General features: G+C 42.2%; 15 protein-coding genes, 1 pseudogene and 2 riboswitches. Of the genes and pseudogenes, 12 read left to right on the top strand and 4 right to left on the bottom strand.

The genetic code is table 11. The annotated features are described in order from the left end of the window. From BLW54_RS19720 to BLW54_RS19735, 3 genes and pseudogenes are all read left to right on the top strand, one after another. Nucleotides 1-399: SDR family oxidoreductase (locus tag BLW54_RS19720; protein ID WP_139254202.1), on the top strand; the 399-nt coding region annotated here is incomplete at its 5' end. Nucleotides 400-1,599: 1,200 nt separating this feature from the next. Continuing rightward, a pseudogene (gene ltrA / locus BLW54_RS19730) lies at nucleotides 1,600-3,429 on the top strand (group II intron reverse transcriptase/maturase). A 661-nt stretch (nucleotides 3,430-4,090) separates the two neighbouring features. Beyond that, nucleotides 4,091-4,238, top strand: a riboswitch (FMN riboswitch). A 151-nt stretch (nucleotides 4,239-4,389) separates the two neighbouring features. Continuing rightward, nucleotides 4,390-4,986 carry an ECF transporter S component gene (locus BLW54_RS19735; protein ID WP_035511384.1) on the top strand — a complete coding sequence of 199 codons (597 nt, stop codon included), beginning with the start codon at nucleotides 4,390-4,392 and terminating at the stop codon, nucleotides 4,984-4,986. Nucleotides 4,987-5,078: 92 nt separating this feature from the next. Here the strand turns inward: BLW54_RS19735 and BLW54_RS19740 are convergent, their stop codons facing one another. From BLW54_RS19740 to BLW54_RS19750, 3 genes are all read right to left on the bottom strand, one after another. Beyond that, entirely contained in the window at nucleotides 5,079-5,444 is a 366-nt protein-coding gene (locus tag BLW54_RS19740) for a TraR/DksA C4-type zinc finger protein (protein ID WP_035511382.1), read from the bottom strand. Nucleotides 5,445-5,470: 26 nt separating this feature from the next. Next, entirely contained in the window at nucleotides 5,471-5,866 is a 396-nt protein-coding gene (locus tag BLW54_RS19745) for a hotdog fold thioesterase (protein ID WP_035511380.1), read from the bottom strand. A 171-nt stretch (nucleotides 5,867-6,037) separates the two neighbouring features. Beyond that, nucleotides 6,038-6,982 (bottom strand): 1,4-dihydroxy-2-naphthoate polyprenyltransferase, encoded by a 945-nt coding sequence (locus tag BLW54_RS19750; RefSeq protein ID WP_035511379.1) that lies wholly within the window; start codon nucleotides 6,980-6,982, stop codon nucleotides 6,038-6,040. Between the two features lie 228 nt (nucleotides 6,983-7,210). Here BLW54_RS19750 and BLW54_RS19755 point away from each other — a divergent pair, with 228 nt between their 5' ends. The 8 genes from BLW54_RS19755 (at nucleotide 7,211) to ytkD (ending at nucleotide 15,965) form a co-directional block, all read left to right on the top strand. Further along, complete coding sequence (locus BLW54_RS19755; protein WP_074736440.1) at nucleotides 7,211-8,614, top strand: isochorismate synthase; 1,404 nt, start codon at nucleotides 7,211-7,213, stop codon at nucleotides 8,612-8,614. Then, a complete protein-coding gene (gene menD / locus BLW54_RS19760) occupies nucleotides 8,602-10,341 on the top strand; it encodes a 2-succinyl-5-enolpyruvyl-6-hydroxy-3-cyclohexene-1-carboxylic-acid synthase (protein WP_035511375.1) in 1,740 nt (579 codons plus the stop codon). The genes BLW54_RS19755 and menD overlap by 13 nt, the downstream gene beginning before the upstream one ends. Further along, nucleotides 10,338-11,135: a 2-succinyl-6-hydroxy-2,4-cyclohexadiene-1-carboxylate synthase gene (gene menH, locus BLW54_RS19765; protein ID WP_035511373.1), complete on the top strand. Its 798-nt coding sequence runs from the start codon at nucleotides 10,338-10,340 to the stop codon at nucleotides 11,133-11,135. The genes menD and menH overlap by 4 nt, the downstream gene beginning before the upstream one ends. A 63-nt stretch (nucleotides 11,136-11,198) precedes the next feature. Beyond that, nucleotides 11,199-12,017: a 1,4-dihydroxy-2-naphthoyl-CoA synthase gene (gene menB / locus BLW54_RS19770; protein ID WP_074736442.1), complete on the top strand. Its 819-nt coding sequence runs from the start codon at nucleotides 11,199-11,201 to the stop codon at nucleotides 12,015-12,017. 115 nt (nucleotides 12,018-12,132) lie between these two features. Beyond that, nucleotides 12,133-13,602, top strand: coding sequence for an o-succinylbenzoate--CoA ligase (locus BLW54_RS19775; protein ID WP_074736444.1), 1,470 nt, complete (start codon nucleotides 12,133-12,135; stop codon nucleotides 13,600-13,602). Continuing rightward, complete coding sequence (gene menC / locus BLW54_RS19780) at nucleotides 13,593-14,693, top strand: o-succinylbenzoate synthase (protein ID WP_074736446.1); 1,101 nt, start codon at nucleotides 13,593-13,595, stop codon at nucleotides 14,691-14,693. The genes BLW54_RS19775 and menC overlap by 10 nt, the downstream gene beginning before the upstream one ends. Nucleotides 14,694-14,752: 59 nt before the next feature. Then, nucleotides 14,753-15,064: a hypothetical protein gene (locus BLW54_RS19785; RefSeq protein WP_035511365.1), complete on the top strand. Its 312-nt coding sequence runs from the start codon at nucleotides 14,753-14,755 to the stop codon at nucleotides 15,062-15,064. A gap of 433 nt (nucleotides 15,065-15,497) precedes the next feature. After that, a complete protein-coding gene (gene ytkD / locus BLW54_RS19790) occupies nucleotides 15,498-15,965 on the top strand; it encodes an RNA deprotection pyrophosphohydrolase (protein ID WP_074736448.1) in 468 nt (155 codons plus the stop codon). Nucleotides 15,966-16,072: 107 nt separating this feature from the next. On the opposite strand, the gene pckA is transcribed toward ytkD, so the two are convergent. Further along, the gene (gene pckA / locus BLW54_RS19795; RefSeq protein ID WP_035511360.1) at nucleotides 16,073-17,665 is read right to left on the bottom strand and encodes a phosphoenolpyruvate carboxykinase (ATP); all 1,593 of its coding nucleotides are present in this window, start codon (nucleotides 17,663-17,665) and stop codon (nucleotides 16,073-16,075) included. Between the two features lie 385 nt (nucleotides 17,666-18,050). Then, a riboswitch (SAM riboswitch) is annotated at nucleotides 18,051-18,164 on the top strand. A gap of 277 nt (nucleotides 18,165-18,441) precedes the next feature. On the opposite strand from pckA, the gene metK reads away from it, so the two are divergent. After that, the gene (metK, locus tag BLW54_RS19800) at nucleotides 18,442-19,638 is read left to right on the top strand and encodes a methionine adenosyltransferase (RefSeq protein ID WP_035511358.1); all 1,197 of its coding nucleotides are present in this window, start codon (nucleotides 18,442-18,444) and stop codon (nucleotides 19,636-19,638) included. Nucleotides 19,639-19,664 lie beyond the last annotated feature (26 nt).

Consider the following 19,664-nt stretch of genomic DNA (forward strand, 5'->3'; position numbering starts at 1 on the left):
ATCTACTCACATTTCTACACAACTCGAGCAGCACTTCCGTATCTAAATGTAGGTAGTTCGATAATAAATACAACTTCTGTTGTGACGTATATAGGGAACAAACAATTGATTGATTATACAGCGACTAAAGGAGCTATTGTTGGTTTCACCCGTGCATTGGCAAATAATCTTGTAGACAAAGGTATCCGAGTAAACGCGGTTGCTCCTGGAAGGGTATGGACACCCCTCATACCAGCAAGTTTCTCTGCGGACCAGGTTACGCTTGTTGAAAACCCAATGCAGCGTCAAGGTCAGCCATTTGAACTTGCCCCTACTTATGTTTATCTTGCTTCAGACGATTCGCGTTTTGTAACTGGTCAAACACTTCATGTTAACGGAGGGGAATGGACGTCATCCTAATTAATTTTAGTTAAAACCTCAAGTGAAAACCATAAAGGTTGTTGGAAATCTTTATTTGACTATTCTGCTACAAGGTGCCATCTACCTTATTAGCCGTTTTCTTTCCCTTTCAAAGGGCATTCGTGTAAATGATGTGGCTCCAGGTCCGATTTAGACTTCACTCATTCCTTCCTCTTTTTCTGTAAAATAAGTGAAGATAATCGGACCATACATCCACCATGAAGTGGGCAGGTTATTCGTTTGAACGTTTATGTCTTTTAGTTCTGATGTATTTATCAAGGTATCTATTGGGTTTATTCTGTTATTTATAGTCTTGTAATTGGCATCAAAGTTTGTCTTTGTTCCTATATCCGGATTTTCAGCCATTGTTTTAATACTGAGTTTATTCCTTACAGCAGCACCTTTATATGCAACTTGCGTTCTCGTATATTACCGTTTAAATATAAACAATACATAAGCAGGAGTAATATTTATCTTGATATCAAGTCTTTATGAAACGGGGGCGCGCGACAAGTTCTGCTATAAACGCTTTTTAGCGTGAAAGGCAGGAAGTTTATTTGATTAAAATTCAACTGTACAACGGAGGATGGGAATGAAGGATCCATGTTTCCGGAAACCATCCCGTCAACACTCCTGCATGCGCTAAGACGGGCAGGTCTTAGGGTGTGAGGCACAGGTAGATTGGGCAGAACGAAGGCTGAAGCCATCAGGTATGCTGACGATATGCCCCACGGCTGAAAAACTAGATAGGATGAGAATCGTTCTTTGAGATAGGAACTGACGAACTTCCGAAGGTAAGGGTCTAAAGTTTCGAACGTAAGGAAACTTACGTGTCATCTTACGATGACGTGAGTGGTGTGGAGTAAAACTGCCCCCTCTGAAAGACGCTATACCGAACCATGGCGGTATCCAGCTCACAGGCTTAAAGGAAGCATCTACCTCTAGTATGGATAGCTACGTTGTATGGTACTTGGAAAGCAAGGAACGTTGAATCAAGGGCTGTCACCCGAAACGGTTGCTATAAAGTTATGCTGAAAAGCATTTATCCTTGTGAGGGTAGGGGAATGACTGATGAAACTTCTGTAATTGAAGTGGAGGAATAGCCTCAAGTCTAGAGTATGAAACGATTATTTTCCCTAACGTGAATGGCACCGATCGGGTAGGAACGTGGGAACATCACTCCAAAGGAGGGATGCCACAGTGTCAACGCTGCGAAACTGGGATTATTATAATATGACGGAGGCCTTTACGGATCTACATGAAAAAGCGAGACAGGGAAATACGTTCTCTCATTTATATGAAACCATCACATCGAGAGAAAACATCCTGCTCGCTTTTCGCATGATTAAAACCAATAAGGGAGCAAAAACACCAGGAACCGATGGGAAGACCATCGATGACATGAAAGAGCTATCCGAGAAAGATCTGGTAAACGAAGTCCGAACCAAACTTAGAAACTATCACCCGAAGAAAATTCGAAGAGAATGGATTGAAGAGAACGGATTGAAGAGAACGGCAAATGGAGGCCCCTTGGGATACCATGCATATTGGATCGAGTGATCCAACAATGCTTCAAACAAGTTCTAGAACCAATTGTAGAATCTCCATTCTTTAAACATAGCTACGGTTTCAGACCTCTACGGTCTGCTCATCATGCTATGGCAAGGATACAGTTTTTAATTAACCATAGTCAACTTCATTACGTCGTTGATGTAGATATTAAAAGTTTCTTTGATAATGTGAATCACCGTCTATTGAAGAAGCAACTCTGGAATATCGGTATTCAAGACCGTAAGGTACTAGCATGTATTTCTAAAATGATTACCTCGGAGATTGATGGAGAAGGAGTGCCTGATAAGGGTTCACCCCAAGGCGGAATCTTATCTCCCCTTCTTTCTAATGTCGGCTTAAATGATCTAGACCAATGGGTGGCGGACCAGTGGGAAGTATTTCCCCTGAAGAAATCCTACAGTTCAGATGATGCCAGAAGGCGAGCGAGAAAACAAACAAACCTGAAAAAGGGATACCTGGTTAGATATGCTGATGATTTTAAAATTCTATGTCGGGATGGAAAGACAGCGCAAAGGTGGTACCATGCGGTACGTCTGTATCTCAAAGAGCGTTTGAAATTGGACATCTCACCAGAGAAATCTCAAATTGTAAACTTAAGAAAACGAGAATCAGAGTTCTTAGGGTTTACCATTCGTGCGAATAAAAAGGGTAAGAAACGAGTGGCTCATACTGGGGTCATTTCTTCTAAAAGCGAGAAAATCAAACAGGAAGCGAAGAAACTCATTCGAAGAATGAAAGCTTCGCCTTCCGCTGAGAATATTCATCGTTACAATAGCTTTGTTCTAGGACTTCACCAATACTTTAAGCGAGCGACTCATGTAACTCTCGTGTTTTCACGTCTTGCTTACGATCTTAAGCCATTTTTAGTGAACCGTCTTCGATCGGTGGGAACGCTAAAACATCCTTTTCAGCCACCGCCGTTTTATAAGAGAACCTTTAGCTTGGGAACGAAAACGATTTATATCAATGGTACGTATTTGTTTCCTATTGGCAATGTGAAAACATACAATGCGATGAACTTCAGTTCAAAGCTTTCGCTTTACACGAAGAAGGGCAGAGAACAGATACACAAAAGTCTCCGCCCTGATATCCAGAAAGAAATTGGACACTTAATTAATGAAGTCTTCTCTACCGAATCGAAGTGTCGAATATCTTGATAATCGTATTAGTCGGTATAGTATGAAAATGGGGAAATGTGAAATCACAGGCGAGTATCTACATGCCTCAGATGTTCATTGTCATCACTATGTACCAAGGAACCAAGGGGGATTAGACCAATTTCAAAATCTCCGTATTCTTCATAAGGATATTCATCGACTTATCCATATGAAAGATATAAAGAAGATAAAGTTCTACCTCGAAAAGTTACCACAGAATCGATCGATCTTAGATAAGATTAATCAATACCGAAAGGTATGTGGGGTGGGAGGGATCGACGCATCCAGTCTCGAAGAGTAACAAAGGAACTTATAATGTAGTACATACCTTTAGATGGAGCGCCGAATGCTGGGAAACTAGCACGTTCGGTGTGGAGCAGGGGAAAAGCCGGAGATGATTTCAAAAGCTTACCTTTTGCTAACGATTTTTCAATATGGACGCTCGCCTTTTTAATTACCTAGCTGTTTGGTTGAACAAGTGATATTTCAATGAAAGGGGAGTTCCTGTGAAGTTAGTATTTTTACAAGGCACGGACAAGGAGAAGAACACACCTTGGATCAACCTAAAAGCCTACATACTTCAGACCCTGCATTAACAGAGCGTTATTGAAGAACAATTCAAAATTACGAAGAAACTTAAGTAACTAACAATACGTTCCTTTGGGACGGAAATGGGGAAAGATTTCATTATTACTGGCCCATTTCTATTTGGATCTATCAGATTTAATTCCCTAAGACGTGAATTTGCTGGTACAACCATCCTAAAAAGTTTATTTATATGCACTCCAACAGCCTTCTAAGCTGTTGGTCTTTTTTTTAACGAGTTGTTGACGAATTGTTGACGAAACTCGTCAACAACTATTATTTTTAATCCTAAAAGAACCAAAAACAATCAGTCATAAAACTTTAAAGTTGCGATATCATAGGGTTTTATATAAAATAAAGATACAAAATCATATCGATTCCATCTTCGGGGCAGGGTGCAATTCCCGACCGACGGTAAAAAGTATACCTATACTTCAAGTCCGTGACCCGCATGAGTAAGACCATGCGGTGGACCTGGTGAGAATCCGGGACCGACAGTTACAGTCTGGATGGGAGAAGATGTCAAATGGAACAGGTAGGAAACTCTACCTTTCGTTTCCTGTGGACACATTTACCCTTAGCCCGATGCTATAGGGTTATTTTTATGTGTACCTTTAGACCGATTACCTTCATCTGGGATGTGAATCGATAAAAAAGATGAAGGGGGAGAGCGGTGATGAATCCTTACACAGGTCAATCATCCAAATTGCTTAAATTGATTATTTTAGCATTATTCGGAACCATCTCAATGGTCCTCATGTTGTTGAATTTCCCATTGCCTTTGTTACCACAGTACTTAAAAGTGGATTTCAGTGATGTGCCGGCTCTTTTAGCAGCCATATTGTTCACCCCAGCTGCAGGGGTTGTAGTAGAAGGGGTGAAGAATGGAATTTATCTGATTTATACAGGGGCTGCTGATCCCATTGGTGTGGTGGCAAACTTCTTTGCTGGTATACTGTTCGTATTTCCTGCAGCCGTGATTTATCATAAATTCAGATCTGTAAAGTCTCTTATCACTGGTTTGTTCCTTAGTTCTATTCTTATGGCGGTTGTCATGAGTGTTTTGAATTATTTCCTTATTCTCCCTGCTTACAGTTGGTTTATGGGGTGGGAATCAATGAGTGCACAAGTGAAATGGGTGACAATCCTTGCTGGTATTCTTCCTTTTAACCTCATTAAAGGGATAGTAGCTAGCGCTTTATTCGTTCTGCTATTTGGAAAAATGAAAGCGTGGATTGAACAGAAAAGTGTTAATCCATCAAAAGCTGCCTAACAATAAAAAAGCTCAGAGTTTCCTGCTCTGAGCTTTTTTCGTATTATGACGTGTTGGCAAGTTTGTAGGAGTGAGCTAAACGCGTTGAGTATTTATTCTTCTACTTCATCTACTTTATAACGCGCTGTTGGCATAGCCTCAAGGCGTTCAAATGGAATCGGATCCCCTGACTTTTCACTTAAACCATATCGTCGTTCTTCTATTCGCTGGAGTGCGTCTTCTACTTCCATTAACTTTTCTCGAGCCTGCTCATAAAAAGTTTGCTCCTTGGATCTTTCAAATTGATCGGTTCCCTGATCACCAGGGTGATCCGCTACACTTGATATCTCACCAGTACGATCGTTTTCATAATCTTTCTTCGCACGGTCATTCTGATACTCTTCTATTTGATTTTCTGCTTCTTTTTTCATTTGTAAAAGGCGGTCCTTAAACTTTTGGGTCTGTTCTCTATTTAACATAATAGAAAGGCTCCTTTCGTTTTGGGTTATTTCTTTACTGGAACCACTCCGATGGTACATCTTGAAAGGCTGATCAACTCATCCTTTTCATTCATGATTTTAATTTCCCATACCATCGTGTTTTTCCCTAAATGGGCTGGAGTTGCTGTACCAATCACATGACCACTTCGTATACTTTTTATATGGTTGGCATTAATTTCAACTCCAAAGACTTGTTGTTTTTGGGGGTCGATATTTAAATAAGCGCCCATACTTGCAGCGCTTTCAGCTAACGCTACACTTGCCCCTCCATGGAGAAATCCCATGGGTTGGTGTGTGCGTTTGTCCACGGGCATCCGTATTTGGACGATTGTTGGCTCAGCTGTTATAACTTCCATACCAAGGGTTTCCATTAATGTGTTTTCCATCATCGATTCCTTCATGCTTATCCCGTCCTTTTTTAATTATTCCCACTGAGAAAATGGTCAAACCTACTATGTTCTATTCTTAATTGCTTATGTTACAAGGGATTTCCATTAAATAAATGTAATGAAAGAAGGATGGCTGTGGCCATCCTTCAAAAGTTCTCTGTACTGTTTTTCTGTATCCCTCTCTTATACAAGAGGGAAATAAAGGTGGAGGAGCAAGGATAGTCCCAATAGTAAACCATAAATGGTATTCGTCTGTGCTGTGGCTTTCATAGCCGGCATCATTTCCAAAGGTTGTGTTTTTCCTATAAATCCCTGAATGGCTTTCCATCCTTTTATTACACTAAAGAGAGTAATAAAGGCCCATACAGGAAGTGTACCTAAAAGGATGAGACCGACTGTCCAAAGAAAAGCAATGACAAAAAGCGTGCTGATAAAAATGACCGAACCTTTATGACCGAACAGGATGGCTAAAGTTTTTCTTCCATTTTCAGCATCTCCTGCTCTGTCTCTTATGTTGTTTGCTAAAAGTATGGATCCTACAAAAATAGCAACAGGTACGGACACGACAGCGACTTCAGCGGTCATCGTAAGTGTCTGAATAAAATAACTGATGCCGATTATAATGGTCCCCATAAAGAAACCCGCTGTGACTTCACCGAAAGGAGTGTAGGCGATTGGGAGCGGCCCTCCTGTATATAAATAGCCGAACAACATAGATATAAGGCCGATGGCGGCGATCCACCAGCTTGACGAAGCGCAAATATATACACCTAATAACCCTGCAAGGATAAAGAAGATGAAAGCAAGTGACAAAACGGTTTTTGGATGGATGCCATCACGGACGATCGTCCCGCCGATTCCTACTGAATTTTCGTTATCTAAGCCACGTTTGTAATCATAATATTCGTTAAACATATTGGTGGCTGCTTGAATGAGGATGGATGCCAGTAACATGGCGGCAAATAACCAGAAATTGATCGATTTTTCCAGAGCAGCGAGCATTGTCCCTACAAAAACGGGAACAAAAGCAGCGGTTAATGTATGGGGACGAAGTAGTCTCCACCAAACTTGGAATCCTTCACGTTCATTCAAGGAAGTTTTTACATTTTGATTTTGAGCAGTACTCATGGATGTTCTCTCCCTTGTCTAATACTAAATATATAATAACAGTTTAAGTTTAGGGAAACCGTTCGTAAGTGTCAATGAATGTAAGAAAATGTTGGTTATAAGGTTAGATTCCTTGAGTCAATAGAAAAAAGAGAATAAAATAGAGAGTGATGCATACAACCAGAAATACTGTTTGGTGTATGATGAGAAAGGTTAGAATACGTCCCTTAAAGAATGGGAGGAATATATATGCTTCATACGAAGGCCCCTCAACTAGAAGAAATGATAGGGGAAGCTCTTCAGAAAGCACATCATCTTGGGGAACCTCTTTTTATTAGTATTGTTGAACACATAGATGACCAAGATCCTTATCAGTTTTTTGAGGCTGGTTTGGATATTGATCAGCACCGCTCATTTTGGCAGAGTGCAGAAAATGATTTGACCATGGTTGGAGTTGGAAAAGCCAGTCAATTATATGCCAAAAGCAGGCAACGATTCCGAGAGGTTCAATCCTTATGGGGAGAACTTCAGGAAAAAGCGTTTGTCCATGACAATTATAATCAAAAAGGTACAGGGATGGTTGCTTTGGGAGGATTCAGTTTCGATCCTGAAAAACAAGAGAAAACACCATGGGACAATTTTTCTGACAGCCAAATGACGATTCCTGCTTTTTTGTTAACGAAAGTGGATGGACAGTCCTATTTGACAATTAATGCGATGATCTTTCCTGAAGATCACTACCAGCAAATTATTACACAAATCAAGGATCACAAACATCGACTTCTTCATCAAGGGGAATGGACCCATTCATTGCCATTTATTGATCAATTATACGAAATGGTTCCTGAAGCATGGAAGCGTTCTGTGAAACAAGCAACGGAAGATATTAAAGCAGGATTAATGGAGAAAGTTGTCCTGGCAAGGGAAGTGCGCCTTACTTTCAAAGGGGATGCTCACATAACTTCTGTTTTAAAGGCGTTGGCTCAAACACAACCAAACAGCTACATCTTCTGTTATGAGTCAGAGGGTAGTCATTTTATCGGGGCTACACCTGAACGACTAGCGAAGTTGGACGACCGTGAACTTGTTTCAACTTGTCTTGCAGGTACGATTCCACGTGGATTATCAGAAGAAGAAGATCAAAAGCTTGGGGAAGAATTACTGAATGATCCTAAGAACCGCCAGGAGCATCAGTTTGTTGTGGAAATGATTAAAGAAGCTGTGGAAGCATGCAGCAGGAAAGTGGAAGTACCCGATGGTCCAGTTCTGTACCCGCTTCGAAATCTACAGCATCTATATACGCCCGTGAAGGCTGTTTTGGATGAGGGATATACGTTATTAGATGTAATTGCTAAACTACATCCGACTCCTGCCCTAGGGGGGTTACCGCAAAATGTAGCCGTTGACTATATAAGAACTCATGAAACCTTGAACAGAGGATGGTATGCTGGGCCTATTGGCTGGTTTGACGCACAAGATAATGGAGAATTTGCCGTTGCTATCCGCTCCGCTTTAATTCAAAAGGATGAGGCTTCTTTATTTGCAGGCTGCGGAGTTGTGGAAGATTCTGATCCTGAAGCAGAATATGAAGAAACAGCAGTGAAATTAAAACCCATGATGTCGGTATTGGGGGGTTCAGAATGGGACATGTAGAAGCGTTAACGAAATATGTGACTCATTTCGTCGATCAACTCGTCTTTTCAGGGCTTGAGCATGTGGTCATTTCCCCTGGATCGAGATCGACGCCACTTGCTATGACTTTTGCTGAGCATTCTGGAGTGACCCATTGGGTTCACCTTGATGAACGCTCAGCAGCTTTTTTTGCCTTGGGAATAGCCAAACAAGAACAAAAACCGGTGGCTCTTGTGTGTACATCTGGAACAGCGGCAGCCAATTATTACCCGGCTATTGTAGAAGCTTATTACAGCCGGGTCCCATTAGTGGTTTTAACGGCAGATCGTCCACATGAGTTGCGAGAGGTAGGGGCTCCGCAGTCGATTAATCAAATTAGGATGTTTGGTACGTATACAAAATGGGAACAGGACCTTGCTTTACCTGAGGAAGAGAACTATTTATATGCGAGACGACAGGCGGCAAGAGCGATAGAAGAGTCGGCCTCCGGTCACCATGGCCCCGTTCATCTAAATTTTCCGCTGCGGGAACCCCTAATTCCGGATTTTCAGCTTAAAGATGCTTGGCGCGGGCAAACCAAGCCTATACCAAGGGCTGAAAAGGGTGTGACGGTTTTGCCGAAAGGCCAATTGAAATCTCTAATTGAACGCCTGACTCAATCGGATAAAGGGTTGATCGTTGTAGGACCACAAACAAACCCAGAACTCGCAGAAGCCGTCACACGTCTTGCTTCTCGACTTGGAGTCCCTATTTTAGCCGATCCATTATCCCAACTTCGAACAGGCAGCCATGACAAAAGGAATATCATAGAAAATTATGATTCGCTCTTGAAGGCTGAAACGATTCAACAGGATGTTGTTCCTGATTATATTGTCCGTTTCGGTGCAATGCCTGTATCAAAGGCCTATTTAAAATGGATTCAAAAATATGAGGAAGCCATTGATCACTTTGTCATCGACGACCAACCAGGGTATCGTGAGCCTTCAGGTGTAGCGACAACTTTCATTTGGAGTGACGCTATCGAATTGTGTAATGGGTTGGCTTTGAATATGTCTAAAGGGAATAAGGAAACGCCCTGGCTTTCGAAATGGAAACAAATGAACGTGCTGGCTAAAAATGAAATGTTACGAGACTCAGGTGAGGCTCTTAATGAAGGACATGCTGTTGTTCATTTATCAGAAATGCTCCCGGATCACTCCAACTTTTTCATTGGAAACAGTATGCCGATCAGGGATGTAGATAGTTTCTTTATGGCTTCCCCTAAAGAGGTCCAGCTGTTGGCAAACAGGGGCGCTAATGGTATTGACGGTGTTGTCAGTACGGCTTTAGGAACTGCATCTACAGGTCATAGAACGATCCTTCTCTTAGGAGATATTTCATTCTTCCATGACTTAAACGGACTGTGGATGGCAAAGAACAAGCAGATTCCTCTAACTATAGTAGTAATTAATAATGATGGAGGGGGCATTTTCTCCTATCTCCCTCAATCGAATCACCCGGATCATTTCGAAGAGTTATTTGGTACTCCTCTAGGTCTTGACCTTGCTCCTGCTATTAAAATGTATGGGGGAAAACATACACGTGTAAGTACATGGGAAGCTTATCAGAAAGCGTTGGAGGAGAGTTTCTCAAATAATGAATTGAACGTGGTAGAGGTGATCACCAATCGTGAAGAACACGTTGATTTTCATCGCCAGCGATGGTCAAAGGTGGAACAAGCGGTCTTGGAATGGAGAAAAAGGCAATGATAATGAAAGTAAATGATCATCAATATTGGGTAGAGGATAAAGGGGAAGGTCCTGCACTTGTTATGCTGCACGGGTTTACAGGAAGTGCTTCCACTTTTGATCAGGTGGCTGCCCATTTCTCAAACTCTTATCGGATCATTAGGGTTGATTTGCCAGGACATGCGAGAACGGGTTCTATAGGAAGGGTTACTATGGAGCAATTCTGCAGGGACTTGAAGGATTTGCTCGACCAATTAGGTTTAAGTAAAGTATCTCTTCTCGGTTATTCCTTAGGTGGGCGTACGGCTCTCTCATTTGCTGTGCTGTACCCTTGCTATGTTGATCGATTAATTTTAGAAAGTGCTTCTCCAGGTTTAGCTACAACAGAAGAACAGTTGTCCAGGCAGGCTAAGGATAAGGGGCTTGCAGAAAAGTTATTAGAAGAAGGACTAGAAGCATTTGTTGATTATTGGGAGAACATCCCTTTGTTTCATTCTCATCAAAGACTCCCCCTTCCTGCTAAAAAGCATTTAAGGGCCGAACGTTTGGGGCACATGGAGAAAGGACTTGCCGAGTCTCTTCTTGGGATGGGGACAGGACATCAACCTTCATGGTGGAACAAGCTTTCTTCACTTAAGACCCCTGTGCTGCTCATTACAGGGGGAGAGGATAAGAAGTTCTTTACAATCAACGAAAAGATGAAAGGTAGGCTTCCAAACGCCTTTCATAAAGTGGTTGAACACTCTGGCCATACCGTCCATCTTGAGAAACCGAGTTTTTTTGCTAAAATTGTAGATAGCTTCATGATAGAATAAACGTGTATGAGCGCTTTTTTCATGAAGATGATAGAACAGTGTAAAGAAAAAGGAGGAAATAGAATGTCTTTTGATTGGGTAAATGAACGCGAATATGAAGATATTATGTACGAAAGATTTGAAGGGATTGCTATGATCACGATTAATCGTCCGGAAGTGCGTAACGCTTTCCGTCCCCAAACGGTCCAAGAGCTGATTGATGCTTTTGCCTATGCGCGTGATGACTCCAGAGTAGGAGTAATCGTTCTGGCAGGTGCCGGAGATGACGCTTTCTGTGCAGGAGGCGACCAAAAAGTCCGGGGTCATGGAGGGTATGTTGGTAACGACCAAATCCCACGATTGAATGTACTAGATCTGCAGCGTTTAATCCGCGTGATTCCGAAGCCAGTTGTGGCGATGGTATCAGGCTATGCAATCGGTGGCGGACATGTCTTACATATTGTCTGTGATTTAACGATAGCTGCTGATAATGCTATCTTCGGTCAAACAGGGCCTAAGGTGGGGAGCTTTGATGCTGGTTACGGTGCAGGGTTGCTGGCCCGCATTGTTGGACATAAGAAGGCCCGTGAAATCTGGTACCTATGTCGCCAATATAGTGCAAGAGAAGCGGAAGAAATGGGACTTGTCAACACGGTTGTCCCACTCGAAGAGTTGGAAGAAGAAACGGTCCAATGGTGCCGTGAAATGCTTGAGAAATCTCCAACTGCATTGCGCTTCCTTAAAGCCTCTTTCAACGCGGATACAGACGGCTTAGCCGGTCTTCAGCAAATGGGTGGAGATGCAACATTGCTTTATTATACGACCGATGAAGCTAAGGAAGGACGCGACGCTTTCAAGGAGAAGAGAAAGCCTGACTTTGATCAGTTCCCTCGTTTCCCTTGATCCTTCTAAATTATATGGTTTCATGTAGAAAGGGGCATCCTGTAAAGGGAGTGCCCCTTTTTATCTGTATCGGAATCGATGAAATTAAAAAAATGATGAAAAAGGAAGGGTTTGAATGGGCGAACGTATTCCTCATTGGTTAGATAAACAAGCCGACTTAAATCCTGACCGCCTCGCCATAGAGACGGCAGACGGGAGAAGGCTCTCTTTTGCGCAATTAAGAAATAAAAGCAGAGGGATGGCTCATGCTTTAATAGAAGAAGGGGTTCAACAAGGGGATCATGTGGCCCTTCTATCCAATAACCATCCTTTGTTTCCTATATTCATACACGCGATCAGTTATATAGGGGCCACAGCGATCTTAATTAATACAAGATTGACACCCGAAGAGATTTCGTACCAGCTTAATGATGCACAGGTATCGCACTTCTATGTGGAAAAAACCTGCTACCCAAAAGCGTTGGAAACCGTAGAGAATATGAATATCCCGGTGAAGACAGTGGAAGGATTGAATTTGGATAAAACGGGTTCAAGTGACCTTCAAACAGAATTACACATGGATGATGTGTATACAATGATGTACACATCAGGAACAACGGGGAATCCTAAAGCAGTGATGCATACGTATGGAAACCATTGGCATAGTGCGATTGCATCAGCGCTGAATTTAGGGTTCCAACAGGAGGACAAGTGGCTAATCTGCCTGCCTTTATTTCATGTCGGGGGTTTTTCTGTTCTTATGAAGAGTGTGATATATGGGATGCCCACTCTCCTCTTAGAAAAATTCGATGTCACTCTCGTCCATCGTTCTATTATGGATAAAGGAATTACTCATGTGTCTGTTGTGACTGTGATGTTACAGCGTTTACTTGAGGAATTGGGAGATCAGACGTATCCAGATTATTTTCGCTGTATGCTGCTGGGCGGGGGACCGGTACCAGAAAATTTATTACAAGAAACGGCGGCTAGAAAAATTCCTGTGTTTCAAACATATGGGATGACCGAAACCTCCTCACAAGTTGCCACACTCAGCCCAGAGTCTGCTTTTACAAAACTCGGTTCGGCAGGGAAGGCGTTAAGCACTGCACAACTTCATATTGATAGTGAAAAAAACGGGGAGATTGGAGAAATTGTTGTTCAGGGACCGATGGTTTCTAAAGGGTATTACAACAGGCCAGCAAGGGAAGAGGCCGCCTTGCGGACAGGAGACCTTGGCTATAAAGATGAAGACGGCTTTTTATATGTAGTAGATCGGGTAAATGATGTGATTATTTCAGGCGGAGAAAATATTTACCCCGCGGAGGTAGAAAGTGTTCTCTCAGCTCTGCCTGGTATTAGGGAAGCGGGGGTCACAGGATGTTACGATCAACAATGGGGAGAAGTACCAGAAGCTTATCTTGTGAAGGAAAAAGGGGCCGATCTGACAGAGGAGAAAGTGATGGAGTGGTGTGAAGAACGACTTGCCAAGTTTAAATGGCCGGTGAATATTTATTGGGTTGATGAACTTCCAAGAAATGCTTCCAACAAAATATTACGCAGACGCCTTCCTTTCTTGTTTGAAAGCAGGGATACGAAATGGAAATAGACAGCATTCACTTAAGGAAAATTGAATTACCTCTTAAAGTTCCCTTTGTCACTCACCAGGCTACATTGGAAAAACGTCCGTTAATCATAGTTGAAGTGAAAGATACCGGGGGACGAACTGGATACGGGGAAGTCACGGCATTTCCTCATCCATTTTACACCTATGAAACAATAGCTACCGCTTGGCATGTGTTGGAAGAACAACTCATACCAATAGTACTCCGAAATGAGATTGACCATCCGGTAGAGTTTCCGAAGCTAAATAAAAGCATCCAAGGCCATCCAATGGCGAAAGCTGGACTGGAGGGGGCTCTGTGGGACTTATATGGGAAACAACAACAGAAAAGCCTCTCTGAACTCCTGGGGGGAGTACGTAAAAGTGTCGCAGCAGGAGCTGTCCTCAGCCTCACTGATTCATTAGAAGAAGACGTTGGCCTGTTAAAAAAAGAAGGTTTCCAGCGTTTTAAATTGAAAGTGGTCAAAGGAAATGAAATAGAAGCCATTCAGGCGGTGAAGACGATTGACCCGTATCTCCCTATCATGATTGACGCCAATGGCCAATACACAGAGAGTGATATGGGCCATTTACACACATTGGATAAGCTTGGGTTAACCATGATTGAACAACCTTTTCAGGCAGGAGATTTTTACTTGCACCGACGACTACAGAGAGCTATCTCTACACCAGTTTGTCTGGATGAATCCGTTATGTCGGTTCACGATGCTCAACAGGCGCTTGAGCTGGAAAGCTGTCAAATCATAAACATTAAAATTAGTCGTGTTGGAGGAATGACAGCGGCCCAGATGATCCATGATTACTGTCAGGAGAGAGGTGTCCCTGTCTGGTGTGGCGGCATGGTTGAATCCGGAATATCCAAAGCCCATAACCTGGCAGTTGCTTCCCTGCCGAATTTCTCAATACCAGGAGATCTATCAGGCTCAGGACGATACTTTCATAAAGATATCATCCACCCTGAGATTGTTATGAATCGTGGAGAAATAGCCGTCCCACAGGAGCCAGGCATTGGAGTAGAGGTGGATGAGGATTACTTAGAGGAGGTAACGCAGAAGTCCAGGACTTTTCATAGGTAACACTTATTTGTAATAGACATTCCCTCCATGGTTCACACTATAAAAAAGGAGGAAGAACCATGGACAGGGATAAATATTACATCAATATGGGTACTAGAGAAATTTCTTTGAATCATGATGGGAATAATGATGATTTCGTCATTTATGCGACAAGCGAAGAAGTGAGAGCTCTCAGAGAAGTTTTTGATGAAATTTACAATGCGGACACAGAATCTTTTTATCGAGCTCACGTACCTTTTAGGCCTTATCACAATGATCGGGCCAATGATGAAACAGATATGGATATGAAGATGGCCTTTCAGAAAATATATGAACTCGGAGATGAAACCACGAAAGCCCATATTACAGAAATGGGCGTGCTAAAAGATTAATGGTACCGCTTCTTGAGAAAGAAGCGGTCAAAATATCTCGGATCTTCACTTTTTTCCTTTATTCATCTCCCCCTGGGTTTGAAAAATATGATCCTGTTGATTTCCGATGCAAACTTCCTCATATATTCGTCTCTCCGTCAGAAATGTTATTACGGCTGTCCATTACACGTCGTGGCTATGGGCTTTACCATTCGTTAACCTACTTTTTATGTTTCAATTTCACCGTAGGATAAAAAAGGAAAAGAGCAGTCATGAAGGAAAAGGTAATGTATTTATGTCCATTACTAATCACAGGGAAAATAGCGGAAAAGTTTTACTATTTTTTCATGCTCTTCATAAGGTTTGCCAATGAAGCGGTTTGTATTTAGGGGAGCTTGTGGTACGATTTAAACAGGTGAAAAGCAGAACGCATATTAAAGGCAGTTGAGCAGACATGAAAACATTTTATGATTTTTACCAAAACCCTGTCCGATTATCTTTTAAAGATCATCCTTTTTCTGATTCACCGAAACATGTATGGGTGATATGCCGATACAAGGATCAGTGGCTGCTCACCAAGCATAAAGACAGAGGTCTTGAATTTCCGGGTGGAAAAGTTGAAGAGGGAGAGACAGCAGAAGAGGCTGCTGTGCGAGAAGTAAGAGAGGAAACTGGAGCAGTCATAACCTGCCTTGTCTATGTGGGTCAATACCACGTAGATGGGAAAGGGGGAACGGTCATTAAGAACGTTTACTTTGCTGTCATAGACTCTTTGGCTGATCAAGAGCATTACTTTGAAACACATGGTCCAGTACTATTCCGGCATCTTCCTCGGAACTTAAGGACAAATGACCGTTTCAGTTTTATGATGAAGGATGAAGTGTTACCGGAGTGTCTGAAAAAGGTAGAAAGTATGGATTAAAAGTAGATCGGAGAGGGTGGCCCCTTATTATGAGGGACATTCTATTGAGAAACCCCCGCTGATATCAGCGGGGGTTTCTTATATATGAGGAGATGAGGAAACAATTATTATGACCTGTTATAGGTCGGACCAGCTTGCTTAATGTCTTCACTTGCATACGTGAATTTCTTGAAGTTTTCATGAAACTGATCTGCAAGTATTTTCGCATTCTTATCGTATTCATTCTTATCCGCCCAAGTTTTTCTTGGGAACAATACTTCATCAGGTACACCTGGGCAGTGGGTAGGAATATTCAAACCGAAAAATGGATCTTCGTATGTTTCGGCAGAACTTAATTCACCCTCCAGAGCCGCGTGAATCATAGATCTTGTATAGCTTAATTTAATCCGCTTTCCTTCTCCATAGGATCCACCTGACCAGCCTGTGTTTACAAGGTAAACGTCTGTTTTGAACTGATCAATTTTTTCACCCAGCATTTCAGCATAGGTAGAGGGAGGAAGAGGTAAGAATGGTGATCCGAAACAGGCTGAAAAAGTAGCCTGAGGTTCTGTAATACCTCTTTCTGTACCTGCAAGTTTACTTGTATAACCACTAAGGAAATGGTACATAGCCTGCTCTTTAGTCAGCTTACTAATGGGTGGAAGGACGCCTGTAGCATCAGCTGTTAAAAAGATAATGGCATTCGGATGACCCGCGATACTAGGCTGGACTGTATTCTTGATGTGCTCTAACGGGTAGGCAGCACGCGTGTTTTCCGTTAGGGTTGTATCGTTATAATCAGGCTGATGCGATTGTGGATTTAGGACTACATTTTCTAAAACCGCTCCAAAATGGATAGCATCAAAAATTTGCGGTTCCTTTTCCTGCGATAAATTTATACACTTCGCATAACAGCCTCCTTCAATATTTGATACCCCATAATTGGACCATGAATGTTCATCATCACCGATCAATCTCCGCTGGGGATCAGCGGACAGAGTCGTCTTTCCAGTTCCGGAAAGACCGAAAAATAGTGCGACGTCTCCTTCTTTTCCCACGTTTGCCGAACAGTGCATGGGTAGAATATTTTTTTCAGGTAGTAGATAGTTCATGACAGAGAATATAGACTTTTTGATTTCACCTGCATACTCTGTTCCTCCGATCAGGACAATACGGTGCTTGAATGAAACCATGATAAATGCTTCTGAATTTGTTCCATCTCTCTCAGGGTCAGCTTTAAAGGTTGGTGCTGAGATTACAGTGAATTCAGCCTCATGGTTTTCAAGTTCTGAAGCATCAGGACGAATGAACATCTGTTGGGCAAATAAGTTGTGCCAAGCGAATTCTGTAAGTACTTGAAGAGGAAGACGGTACCGCTCATCTGCACCTGCAAAACCTTTAAAGACAAACAATTCATTCTGCTCTTTCAAATAATCTAAAACCTTATGATATAATTTCACAAATGTTTGATCATCAATGGCTTGATTAACAGAACCCCATTGGACTTTGTCCTTTGTGGTATCGTCTTTCACAATGAATTTATCTTTTGGTGATCTACCAGTATAAGTACCTGTCGTTGCTTGGATAGCTCCTTTTTCTGTAAGGGTACCCTCGTTGCGATATAAAATCTTTTCCACTAAGTGTGGAACAGATAGTTGATGGTGGACATGTTCTTGAGCAAGTAAAATATTCAATTCAGACATTTGATTAATGGTACTCATATGCGTCGACCCGCCTTTGCAATTAATTATGATCAACCTAATGTGAGATTAGTATAACACATTCATATTAATAGTCCATACTATATGTGAAAAAGCTTACATTTTATTTATTCTGAAATTTTACACTTCTCTAAGCCGTGGTTGTGAGCTTAAATTCCTCATTATTTATCAGTTATATAGAGACTTGGTACCAAGTCTTTCCTTTTTTATCGGTCGTTTTCCGTAAATGTATCTCCCCTTGTTCTACAGGTAGTTTCCGCGTCTTCTAATAGCATATGTTCATAAATGGAGGACGTTTATGGCGGCCATGACATCCCTTAATAAAGGGGAGGAATTCAATTGACAATAAAAGAGGTTTTCGATACGATAACTGAGAACGGATACTCTCTTATCCAGAGTTGGTGGAGGGACAGGCCCTTTGAAACCCAGCAACCGTCATTCATTTGACACGGTGCTAACCTGAAGCAAGGAGTAAGATTACCTCCTTGGACGATAAGAGCGAAAGGAAGCAGCCCCTTTCCTCGGAATAGGAAGGGTTTTTTCTTTTTACAAGGTTTTTTCACCGCTGGGTTCGTTCTAAACCTTCGTAAGGTGGATGGACCTTCTATTGAGAAATATTCTAAACAGGAAGCCTGTAGATATTCCTATGTAAAAGCTCCATTGGTTGTGAATAAACCTACATGAATATAAATGAAACTTATAAGAAAAGTTTCTGCACATACTGGTAAAGAGTTCCGTCTAATACATTGTACTTACAGAAGGAGGAGTTTTTAAGAATGCCTGCAAACCGCCGGTTATTCACATCAGAGTCTGTTACGGAAGGACATCCGGATAAAATTTGTGATCAGATTTCTGATGCGATATTAGATGAAATACTAAAAAATGACCCTAATGCGAGGGTTGCATGTGAGACAACAGTGACAACGGGACTTGTACTGGTTTCTGGTGAAATTAGTACGAATACCTATGTAGATATCCCCGCAATCGTTCGTCAGACGATTAAGGATATTGGATATACGCGTGCCAAGTATGGGTTTGATGCAGATACATGTGCTGTTTTGACGGCAATCGACGAACAATCTCCCGATATTGCGGGCGGGGTTGATGTGGCCCTTGAATCACGGGAAGGAAAAATGAGTGATGATGAAATCGAAGCAATTGGAGCCGGCGATCAGGGCTTAATGTTCGGTTTTGCCAACAACGAGACAAAGGAATTAATGCCTCTTCCAATCTCCTTGGCTCATAAACTTTCCAAACAGTTATCTGATGTGAGGAATGATGGAACACTTGATTATTTGCGCCCTGACGGGAAAACACAGGTGACGATTGAATATGATGAAAATGATCAGCCTGTCCGTGTGGATACAATCGTCATCTCCACCCAACATGCAGAAGAGGCAACGTTGGAACAAATTCAAAATGATTTGAGAACGCACGTTATTGATCCGGTTGTACCTAAGGGTTATATTGATGACCAAACGAAATTTTTCATCAATCCTACAGGTCGCTTCGTTATTGGCGGGCCACAAGGCGACGCAGGATTAACTGGTCGGAAGATTATCGTAGACACATATGGCGGCTATGCTCGTCATGGCGGAGGAGCTTTCAGTGGTAAGGACGCGACCAAAGTCGATCGTTCTGCCGCCTATGCTGCACGCTACGTTGCGAAGAACATTGTTGCTGCCGGTTTAGCTGATTCCGTTGAAGTTCAGCTTGCCTATGCTATTGGGGTGGCACAGCCTGTTTCCATCGCCATTAACACGAATGGAACAGGAACGGTTTCTGAAGAAAAGTTAGTCGATGCTGTTCGCGAATTGTTCGATCTCCGCCCGGCAGGAATTATAAAAATGTTGGATCTGCGCAGACCCATTTATCGCCAAACAGCAGCCTTTGGTCATTTCGGCCGTACAGATGTGGAGTTCCCATGGGAGCGCACTGATAAAGCTGAAGATTTGAAATCACACTGTAAATAATAGAAAAACCGTTTCCTCATCAAATC

This window comes from Halobacillus karajensis (genome assembly GCF_900108515.1).
Classification (GTDB): Bacteria; Bacillota; Bacilli; order Bacillales; family Halobacillaceae; genus Halobacillus; species Halobacillus karajensis.

Bases quoted from the DNA above. Each gene is read 5' to 3' on its own strand.
- BLW54_RS19735 (WP_035511384.1), top strand. From the start codon at position 4,390: ATGAATCCTTACACAGGTCAATCATCCAAATTGCTTAAATTGATTATT.
- BLW54_RS19740 (WP_035511382.1), bottom strand. From the start codon at position 5,444: ATGTTAAATAGAGAACAGACCCAAAAGTTTAAGGACCGCCTTTTACAA.
- BLW54_RS19745 (WP_035511380.1), bottom strand. From the start codon at position 5,866: ATGAAGGAATCGATGATGGAAAACACATTAATGGAAACCCTTGGTATG.
- BLW54_RS19750 (WP_035511379.1), bottom strand. From the start codon at position 6,982: ATGAGTACTGCTCAAAATCAAAATGTAAAAACTTCCTTGAATGAACGT.
- BLW54_RS19755 (WP_074736440.1), top strand. From the start codon at position 7,211: ATGCTTCATACGAAGGCCCCTCAACTAGAAGAAATGATAGGGGAAGCT.
- menD (WP_035511375.1), top strand. From the start codon at position 8,602: ATGGGACATGTAGAAGCGTTAACGAAATATGTGACTCATTTCGTCGAT.
- menH (WP_035511373.1), top strand. From the start codon at position 10,338: ATGATAATGAAAGTAAATGATCATCAATATTGGGTAGAGGATAAAGGG.
- menB (WP_074736442.1), top strand. From the start codon at position 11,199: ATGTCTTTTGATTGGGTAAATGAACGCGAATATGAAGATATTATGTAC.
- BLW54_RS19775 (WP_074736444.1), top strand. From the start codon at position 12,133: ATGGGCGAACGTATTCCTCATTGGTTAGATAAACAAGCCGACTTAAAT.
- menC (WP_074736446.1), top strand. From the start codon at position 13,593: ATGGAAATAGACAGCATTCACTTAAGGAAAATTGAATTACCTCTTAAA.
- BLW54_RS19785 (WP_035511365.1), top strand. From the start codon at position 14,753: ATGGACAGGGATAAATATTACATCAATATGGGTACTAGAGAAATTTCT.
- ytkD (WP_074736448.1), top strand. From the start codon at position 15,498: ATGAAAACATTTTATGATTTTTACCAAAACCCTGTCCGATTATCTTTT.
- pckA (WP_035511360.1), bottom strand. From the start codon at position 17,665: ATGAGTACCATTAATCAAATGTCTGAATTGAATATTTTACTTGCTCAA.
- metK (WP_035511358.1), top strand. From the start codon at position 18,442: ATGCCTGCAAACCGCCGGTTATTCACATCAGAGTCTGTTACGGAAGGA.